The 1,074-nt window shown below is 43.7% G+C and carries 1 protein-coding gene; it reads left to right on the top strand.

The window, feature by feature from the left end:
• The coding region (locus tag A3763_RS15825; RefSeq protein WP_231872222.1) for a methyl-accepting chemotaxis protein at positions 1-965 on the top strand (965 nt) is incomplete at its 5' end.
• Between the last annotated feature and the right edge of the window lie 109 nt (positions 966-1,074).

The raw sequence follows: 1,074 nt of genomic DNA, 5'->3' as shown, positions 1-1,074 counted from the left end.
ATGTCATGCGAAAGATTAATCATGATAAGGACCTGACAATTCGCTCAAACATAAGTGGCTCACACGAAATCGCTGAGCTATCCCAACACTTCGATGAAATGCTAAGCAGTTTTGAGCATGTATTGGAGCAGATTCACCAGGCTGCAAGTCAAACAAGCCAGTCTTCTGCTGAACTGACAGTCGCTAGCCAAGATAATTCAAGAAGCCTCGACGAGCAACAAGCTCTTATTGAACTTGTCGCTACAGCTATGACGGAAATGGCTGCTTCTATTTCAGAAGTCGCCGAAAATATCGTCAGCACCTCTGAAAGCGCCAATGAAGCCTATGACGAGACAATCTCTAGTAAAGAAACTGTTAATACCGCCGTCAATGTCGTCGAGTCATTAGAGCAGACAACCAGTAATACAAAAACCGTACTAGATGAACTAAGACAGGATTGCGTAGACGTCAGTAAAGTTATGGAAGTAATTCGTGGTATTGCTGAACAAACCAACCTTCTAGCACTTAATGCTGCCATTGAAGCCGCGAGAGCAGGTGAACAAGGCCGGGGTTTTGCGGTCGTCGCAGATGAAGTCAGAACATTGGCAGGTAAAACCCAAGAATCAACCGAAGAAATTGACATCATCGTTAATAAGCTTCAAGAAAACGCTGAAAATGCGGTGGGTGTGATGGAAGAAAGCCTCTCTAAGGTCCATGAAACTGTAGAGCAAGCCAATACCGCCAACCACTCATTGGAAAATGTCACCAATATGGTCAATCAAATCAATAATATGAGTACCCAAATCGCGACAGCCGCTGAAGAACAAAGTGCTGTGGCTGAAGATATGAGTGAGAAAATTGTTGGCATTAAGGATCACGCTGAAGTCAACACAGAAAATGCTGGCACCACTCGCGTACTGTCTGAGCAACAAGCTGAATTCGCGATTGAACTGGAACAACTAGTCAATCAATTCAAAGTCTCCTAATCATCAGCAAGCTATACTCAATAGCCTGTATACGATGGAATTAAATTATCACTAATCTGTAATGAGCGAACCCTAATGGTCTCGCTCTCTTTCTTTAACCGGCTGCTTC

This window comes from Oleiphilus sp. HI0128, from assembly GCF_001635365.1.
The sequence above is the reverse complement of the archived record's forward strand: the minus strand, read 5'-3'. Positions and strand labels throughout refer to the sequence as shown.